Raw genomic sequence first — 8,367 nt, forward strand, 5'->3', positions numbered from 1 at the left:
TTAATATCTTTCATCACCTGCTCTTTATTTAAAATAGAAATTCTGTGTTGGCGCATTATAACGCCCCCTTTAAAGAGCGCACTTTTCATTGGGTTGTTTGTTGAAAATCTGAACTTTTAATCAAACCAAGCAGGAACTTTATGAATGAGGAGGTTAGGAAAAGTGTGTTAGTATATTCCGGTTATCACTGAGAAGGCGGATTTACTATGAAGCATTTATTTTTATGAATTTTTTTATTAATTTTTTCTTCTTTTGCGTTTGCATTTAATCCTTTTTCGGAATCGGCCGGAAATTAGGACACCGTGCGCGAAGGCCGTCAATCGGTCTACCAATGCCGAGATTAGTCGCGCTGCCCCCTTAAAATTTGCGTCTTTGACTTGAACACGGTACATTAAGTCCTTTTTTTAAGAGGAGTAACATTATGAGTCTATTGAGTGTATTAGGCGTAGGGGTCACTTATGCTGCACCACCAGTTACAGCTCGAGCGCCGCATCCAGGAGGTTTTTGGTCCATGCTGTGGTTACCGCTCCTATTAATTCTGGTGTTTTATTTTCTGTTAATTCGTCCTCAAAGCAAGCGAGCTAAAGAACATCGACAACTGCTGGAAGGTATTTCTTTAGGTGATGAGGTGGTGACGACAGGGGGCGTTGTTGCAAGGGTGTCGCGACTAAAAGACAATTTTGTTGTCCTTGAAATTAGCAAAGGTACCGAAATCACTGTACAGAAATCTTCTATAGCTTCTATGTTGCCAAAAGGAACGATTGATTTGATTTTAACAAGTTAGGGTAATGCATGAATCGATATCCGTTGTGGCGTTATGTATTAGTCGCCGTACTCATCGTCATCAGTTTCATTTGTGCGTTACCTAACTTATGTGGGCAAGATCCGGCTATTCAAATATCAGCTAAGAATAGTGCTCCCATTGAGGATGTTGAAGAAAAAATCAAATCAACCTTAAACGCTCAACATATTTCTTATCTTTCGGTTCGGCTTGTCAATAACATCGTTTTAGTTCGCTTTCCCAATACCGAAGATCAGCTTAAAGCGCAGGATGTGATTCAGGCTGTTGTTGGTACTGATTATTCCGTTGCATTGAATCTGGTGCCGCGGACGCCCCGATGGTTACAGGCGATCGGCGCAAAACCGATGCACTTAGGATTGGACCTGCGCGGCGGTATCCATTTTTTATTAGATGTGGATGTGGACGCCATGGTGAAAGCCCAGGAATTGGGCGACTTACATAACATGGCAACGGCGCTTCGAGAAGCCCGCATTTCATATACAGAGATGTTAAGCAACCAAAATGGCGTAATGATCCATTTCCGTAACCAAGAAGCCCGTGATCAGGCGCGCACACTCTTGGAGAAACAATTTCCTGACTACCGTTTTGAAGCCACGGCCTCGAGTCTTCGAGGCACTATTTTAATAACGACATTGCACCAAATCCAGCAAAATGCAGTGGATCAAATAGCAATGATCCTCAGAAACCGTGTTAATGAGTTAGGCGTTGCGGAACCGGCTATCCAACAGCAAGGAGGAAGCCAAATCAGCGTTGATTTGCCTGGCATTCAAGACACGGCTCGAGCCAAAGATATTATTGGTAAAGTAGCGACCATTCGTTTGCAATTGGTGGATGTTGAACATGATGCTAAAACAGCCACAACCAAGGGGCCTGTGCCTTTTGGTTCAAAATTATATACCTTCGAAAAGCAGCCCGTGTTATTAAAGAAGCAAGTCGTATTAAAAGGAACTTCGATTATTAACGCCTTGAGCGTTATTGGAGAAGATGGCCGGCCAGCGGTGCGAGTTCGGGTGGGTGGCGGCGATTTGCCTTCTTTTAATCGAATTACGGGAGAAAATATCGGCAAACCCTTAGCCGTTGTTTACGTAGAAACTCAAACTACGCGTCATTTAGTCAATGGAAAGGTAGTGACTCAACACCGGCAAATTGAGCGTATTATTAATATAGCGACTATTCAAACTGCTCTTGGAAACGATTTCCAAATAACTAACTTATCTACGATGGATTATGCAAAAAATTTAGCCTTGTTATTACGCTATGGTTCTTATCCTGTCCCCGTTGATTTTGTGCAAGAACGAGTGGTGGGTCCGAGTTTGGGCCAAGAAAATATCCACATGGGGATTTTATCTACCGAAATTGGCGTCTTATTGGTGATTGTGTTTACGGCGTTCTACTATCGTCTGTTCGGTGTCATTGCTGACATCGCGTTAGCTTTGAATATCGTCTTTATTGTTGGGGTGTTATCCATTTTAGGTGCAACCCTTACTTTGCCCGGTATTGCGGGTATTGTGTTAACGGTGGGAATGGCCGTGGATGCGAATGTGCTAATTAACGAGCGAATACGAGAAGAGTTGCGTAATGGGATGTCGCCGCAAGCAAGTATCAAAGCCGGATACGATCGGGCTTTTGCTACCATTGTGGATGCCAATATGACCACGCTGATTGTAATGATTATCTTATTTGCTTTAGGCTCGGGGCCCGTCCAAGGCTTCGCTGTGACGACAACTATTGGCTTGTTGTCGTCGATGGTGACAGCGATTTTCTTTACGCGGGCGGTGGTGAATTTAGTGTACGGACGGCGCAAAACTTCACGTTTGTCTATTGGGATTAACGAAAAACCCGCAGAGGCTAAGAGGTAATGGAATTTTTTAAGACCAATACTAAGATTCCATTCATGCGCCAACGTAAGTGTGCGGGAATTTTTTCAGTCATTATTTTTCTAGCCTCTATTATTACGCTGGCTGTTAATGGATTGAATTTAGGTCTTGATTTTATCGGTGGTACACAAGTAGAAGTTAATTTTACAAAGCCTGTCGATACGAACCAAATTCGGAAAAACTTGGCAGAGGCGGGATTTCCTCAAGCAGTTGTTCGTGTTTACGATGTTCATCACATTTCTGTTCGGGTGGCCCCGCATAAAGAATTAACCCAGGAGCAATTAAAAGAAAAATTAATGTCTGCAATACCAGGAGGGCATATTGGTTCTTTGGATTATATCGGTCCTCAAGTCGGCAAACAATTGATGAGTAATGGTATTTTGGCGTTGATTGTGGCGTTGATTGCTACGATGATTTATATCGCCCTTCGATTCGAGATGCGGTTTGCGTTTAGTGCCGCGATTGCTTTAATTCACGATCCGGTTTTGATTTTAGGTATTTTTTCTTTTTTCCATATCGAATTTAACTTGATCGTGTTGGCGGCTGTGTTAACGGTTATCGGTTATTCACTTAACGATACTATCGTTGTTTATGACCGTGTCCGTGAGAATTTCCGTAAGGTTCGTCGTAGGAGTCCAACTGAGATTGTGGATCTTTCAATTAATCAAACTCTTTCTCGGACTATTATGACTTCTGGGTTAACATTGATTGTCGTGCTTGTTTTATTTATTTTTGGTGGTTCTACTCTGCGGCCTTTTGCATTGGCTTTGATCATCGGCATTGTTATCGGGACTTATTCCTCCATTTATATTGCGGGGTCCTTGGCGGTAACGTTTGGTCTAAGCCGTCAGCATCTTATTCGTTCGCCCAAGAAAATTGAGGATGATTTGCCTTAATTGGGACGGTTGATTTCTCATTCCTTAGTTGATCGATTGCTGCCTTCCAAGCGGGGGAGGGATCACATTTTGCGGACACGCCGTGAACTCATCTCTGAGAGCTCGGAAGCCGCCATCCTGGCGTTTTTGTCTCTAGTTGATTGAAAATTAGCTTGAGTACATTTCCTGCTTAATTAGGAAAAATTAACGGATGAAGGCCATGGAAAAGGCAATCTTCATAGTTTTAATCTCATTGTTAGGTGCTTCTATTGCATTTGGGCGGATAGGTCCAATGAGTATTGCGGCACTGATTTGTGCGAAAAATTGGGGTTTTGAATGTATCAAAGTACAGCGAACCTAGAGTTGGCAGAACTTGTTCCCCGATGAAAAGCAGCGTGATTTAGTTCAAAGGCTTAGCCGCACTGGTACTTATTTGTATCCGGGTCAAACCTTGGCGGTTTCAAAAGATTTAAAAGACGTCACAATTTACAGTATTTTTCCTTTCGCACTGACAATTAAAAATCCTGGCGAAAAATTAATTATTCTTAACCAAGATCAATTGGTTTGGGGTGCTTATCATTCAGAGGTCAATTGATTAAATGGGGCTCATTTCCTCGGGTAAGAATTATTCTTGCAATGTAAGCCGTTCGTGTGAGGCGATCACAGGTATCTTTTATATTTTTTGTAAGAAGGGACGGGGTATAAATCCAATGTATTCTCCATCAAGATGAGCGGTTGTGGTGTTATTCCTATTTATTATATATATATGTTCTTTTTAAAGGATGCACGCTTTACGGTTCTAATGAAGTTATCGGTTATCGGGATAGCCACGGTTGTGTGCGATTATTCAAACAAAATGCTAAATGGTTAAACAAAAATTTTGTAAATATGGCTACTAAAGACGGCCATTTAGGGAAAAAAGTTCTAGTAGAGAAACTCCCCATTGGGGAATAGTGCGAGTTAAAAATGTTTCAAAACAAGTGATTATTTTTTTTCAAGCTAGGTCCAATGACGAGCCTTATATTATCCATATCAATACTACCATAGCAGCTAATGGCTGATCTGTCTTAGCCACTGATGAGAAAAAGTCAAATATACTTATGCCAATGGTGGAAATGATATTTTAAAACTTAAAATAATCAACTGTAGTAAAGTGATAGATATTTGTGAATTTTCGCGTAGACGTTTTGGCGATAATAATTGTGGAAATTATTGGGTTGTAGAAAATGTTGACTCTTCGAGTGGGGCTGTTAGCGCAATACATTAGTACGGATTTTGCTTATTGACTTGAAAAAATATATCTTGAAGAACGAAGAATTGCTGCTATGAAACGAATAGCTGTTTTTATCTTAACATTAAGTTTTTTTCAATTAGTTATTCTGATAAAAGATCTGTCTTCCAGGAGTATTACAAAGAAAACTATCCAACGACAAAAAATGGATTAAAATAATTAGTGAAAAAATAATGGGGGAGCGACATGTTATTTAGCCAGCATGTATATGAACGATTTTGGAGTTCGGAGAGATTTTGAAAAAGGATTTATTATATGACGCACCCGGCAGAATTAAGATATTTGCTAGTCCAATTACATCCGGGAAATTATTGTTTTTAACAACAAAAAGATTTTGGAAAGGCGGTGCCTTGGTTTAAAAAAGCAGTGGATACTGGCGCTCAATTTTTTTTACTGGAATTAGCTATCTGAATAGATGCGGTGTTAAAAACATATTGATATTGCTAAAAAATATTTCATTGGACAGCTCAAAACGAATTTCTATGGCTCAATATAAACTGGGCAAAATTTTCTTAGCGAGCAGACAGGCTGGCTATAGGAATAGAAAGAATTTTCTTAACCAAAGCGGCCGACAAATATAACTATCCCGATGCTCAGTATTTACTGGACACAATACTATATGCTGGAAATGAAACAGAAAAAGATCCTATAAAAGGAGTTGAATGGTTGGAAAAAGTGGCTGCTAACGAAAATAAAGAAGCAAGAAAAACATTGGATAAAATTAATCGAATTAATAGGAGCGATATCAAGGCTAATAGTGAGAATTGTTCTGAATTCACACCTTCACAAATCATGGTTGGACTCATGCAAAAAGCAGACCTTCAATTTAACAACCCTATTACAGCCACTGCCTGTATGAAAAATTTTACTAAAGAGCTGAAATCCATGACCTTAGATAAAAACCTATTTTAAATTGAATTTGAATTCAGCGAATTTTAAAGACATTCTACCAGAAAAGATTCTATCTTAAATTTAAATAATGCAATTAAATTATAAAGAAACTTTTCAATCCCTCTCTCGAGTGGCCAATTGCAGTTATACTCAATCACTCTTTAAGATTGGGGAAAATGTATGAAAATGGATTAGGTGTTCAAAAAGACCCACCATGAAATTGCATTTCAATTGTATACGAAAGCGGTGCAAAAAAATTATTTAAAAGCCAAATATGCTATTGGAACTTATTATTTATGGAACTTATTATTTACAAGAAAAAGGGGTTCCTCAAGATTATAAAAAAAGCAATCAGTTGGTTTATAAGGGCTGCCTTGAAAGATAGTTTGCAAGATCAATTTGTCTTAGGCAACATTTATGGGCGAGACATTAAAGCTACCAATAATAAAATTCTTTTCAAGAGCTTTAATGGGGCGAAAGCTGTGTACAGCTTAGCTGTTGTGGGTGGAAACTTACCTATTGCTGCTTATCGTTTAACAGAACTTTATGTCAGCGATTTTCTAAATCTCGATAGATAATAGTGTTTCTTTATAAAAAACACAAAATTGGAAAATTCCTATGATCTTTACCAAAAATCAGGGAAAAGAGGCCTAGAGAAAGCTAATGAGGTCTAGATTATTTTTATTTGCAACAAAGTCAGATTACATCAGAGAAAACGTTTGAAATAGCACAAAAAGCTTATCAAATTTTGAATGATCCAGTAGGATTTATGAATGAACATAATTTTTTCTGAAAAATTATGACAAAGCAGAAGAGTAGTACTAACTAAAAGTCGGCCAAACAAGGGAATCTCATCGTTCAATATTTATTAGGAAACACGTACTATTTGGGTCGAGGCGTTCATCGCGACGTTAACAAGGCCATTGATTGGTTAAAAAAATCGGCTGTGAAAAATTATGTGTCCGCTAAAGTAAGGCTTGTCTTTATTTATGAAATGAGCAAACATAATTATAGAAGCCAAAAAGCGATATACTTTAGCTTCTGAACTTCATAACCCTCAAGTGCTCTATAATCTGGATTTAATGTATGAGTATGAAAAGGAGTAAAAGTGATCCATAAAAAGCTTTCCTCTTATACAAAGGCTCGGCTCAAAATGGGTTTTCTTGGCGGCAGTTCAGATTGCATGAGTGTATTTAAAGGGGCGGTTGGTTTTGAGACCCGAATACCGGATTAAAAATTTATAGTCAAGCGGCGCAAAAAATAATTCATTTGCAACTTATCAATTAGGCTTGATGAGAGAGGCAGCTGTTGCGAAAAAAATCGATTTTAATAAAGCCAGATTGTACTATGAAAAAGCCGCTAAAGACGGGACTGTAGAAGCACAATTAGTGTTAGCTTAATTTTATGAATTTGGTATTATAGTGTTACGGCAGACATTTCAAAATTGATTAATTTTTTTAATGCAATGCCATTGATTATTTAAATTCCGGTAAAGTTTAACGAGCAACAGCGGTTTTATAAAAAATCATAAAATTAGAGTTTAATTTCGAGCCCGCAAGAGAGACGGCTTCCCATTATCTCTGTCAAAAAGCAGATAGAAAAAGAAGCCGTTGAATTCTAATCTTGATACTGACAGTCCCGCCATTCCACACAGGAATTACTGGTTCGTTTCCTCTGACTTAAAGACTCACTTTTGAAATTATTTCTAATAAAGATTTGTACATCCTTGGGTTACCAGCAATTACGCTGCCGTTTTCGATATAATTGTTTTCTCCTTTAAAATCACTTACTAGACCTCCGGCTTCCGTAATTAACAAAATGCCAGCGGCCATGTCCCAGGGACGAAGAGACATTTCCCAAAAGCCATCCAGCCGCCCAGCAGCAACATAAGCAAGATCCAAGGCGGCAGCACCAGCGCGGCGAATACCGTTGGTTTGGAGAAATACAGCCTCAAAAGTTTTGAGATAAGCAAGAAAAAGTTCTTTTTCTTTTTTAAAAGGAAAGCCAGTTCCTATTAAGGCATGGCTTAATTTCTGACAGGAGCTAACACGAATTTTACGATTATTGAGTTGCGCTCCACTGCCTCTAGTAGCCGTAAATAATTCTTGACGCAGAGGATCATAGACCAATCCAGTTTCCAGCGTTCCGCGGTATTTTAAAGCGATCGATATCGCAAATTGTGGAAAACCATGAATAAAATTGGCCGTTCCATCAAGGGGATCAATAATCCATGTATAATCATTTTTATATTTTTGAAGGCCCATTTCTTCAGCCAGTATAGCGTGGTTTGGGTAGGCTTTATGAATAGTGTTAATAATTTCCTCTTCGGACAGCCGATCCACCTGGGTCACAAAATCGTTGTGCGTTTTTTCATTAATATCGAGGACATAAAGTCTATCAACAAGGCGCACAATGATGCGGGCAGCATTGCGGGCGGCCTGAATCGCGATGTTAAGCATCGGATGCATCATTTTCTCCTGATTAAAATGGCGGTAATAATAGCAGATGATATTTGCGTGCTAGTTTTCGATAACTTTTTTTAATTTCATCTGCCGTCGCATCACGCGAGGCACCTAGAATTTTATAATAATCTTGATATTCCATGGTGTTAAATGATAGCGAACTTATGGA

At 39.1% G+C, this 8,367-nt stretch carries 7 protein-coding genes and 2 pseudogenes; 7 read left to right on the forward strand and 2 right to left on the reverse strand.

What is annotated here, in order from left to right; translation table 11 throughout:
* Positions 1-291: 291 nt before the first annotated feature.
* From FIV31_RS06410 to FIV31_RS06450, 7 genes and pseudogenes are all read left to right on the forward strand, one after another.
* Positions 292-395 (forward strand): annotated as a pseudogene (locus tag FIV31_RS06410) (hypothetical protein); the annotation flags it as partial.
* Between the two features lie 26 nt (positions 396-421).
* A complete protein-coding gene (gene yajC / locus FIV31_RS06415; RefSeq protein ID WP_280124198.1) occupies positions 422-784 on the forward strand; it encodes a preprotein translocase subunit YajC in 363 nt (120 codons plus the stop codon).
* 8 nt (positions 785-792) lie between these two features.
* A complete protein-coding gene (gene secD, locus FIV31_RS06420) occupies positions 793-2,661 on the forward strand; it encodes a protein translocase subunit SecD (protein WP_280124199.1) in 1,869 nt (622 codons plus the stop codon).
* Positions 2,661-3,575: a protein translocase subunit SecF gene (gene secF / locus FIV31_RS06425; RefSeq protein WP_280124200.1), complete on the forward strand. Its 915-nt coding sequence runs from the start codon at positions 2,661-2,663 to the stop codon at positions 3,573-3,575. The genes secD and secF overlap by 1 nt, the downstream gene beginning before the upstream one ends.
* A 190-nt stretch (positions 3,576-3,765) precedes the next feature.
* Positions 3,766-4,508 (forward strand): annotated as a pseudogene (locus tag FIV31_RS08660) (L,D-transpeptidase).
* A gap of 1,003 nt (positions 4,509-5,511) precedes the next feature.
* Positions 5,512-5,757, forward strand: coding sequence for a hypothetical protein (locus FIV31_RS06445; RefSeq protein WP_280124202.1), 246 nt, complete (start codon positions 5,512-5,514; stop codon positions 5,755-5,757).
* A 275-nt stretch (positions 5,758-6,032) separates the two neighbouring features.
* Complete coding sequence (locus tag FIV31_RS06450) at positions 6,033-6,314, forward strand: SEL1-like repeat protein (RefSeq protein ID WP_280124203.1); 282 nt, start codon at positions 6,033-6,035, stop codon at positions 6,312-6,314.
* A gap of 1,101 nt (positions 6,315-7,415) precedes the next feature.
* On the opposite strand, the gene FIV31_RS06455 is transcribed toward FIV31_RS06450, so the two are convergent.
* Both FIV31_RS06455 and FIV31_RS06460 read right to left on the reverse strand, forming a co-directional pair.
* The gene (locus FIV31_RS06455) at positions 7,416-8,207 is read right to left on the reverse strand and encodes an inositol monophosphatase family protein (RefSeq protein ID WP_280124204.1); all 792 of its coding nucleotides are present in this window, start codon (positions 8,205-8,207) and stop codon (positions 7,416-7,418) included.
* A gap of 10 nt (positions 8,208-8,217) precedes the next feature.
* Positions 8,218-8,340, reverse strand: a complete 123-nt coding sequence (locus FIV31_RS06460; protein ID WP_425278276.1) for a DnaJ domain-containing protein — start codon at positions 8,338-8,340, stop codon at positions 8,218-8,220.
* Between the last annotated feature and the right edge of the window lie 27 nt (positions 8,341-8,367).

Origin of the sequence: Coxiella endosymbiont of Ornithodoros amblus, from assembly GCF_019425495.1 — a bacterium.
GTDB lineage: Bacteria > Pseudomonadota > Gammaproteobacteria > Coxiellales > Coxiellaceae > Coxiella.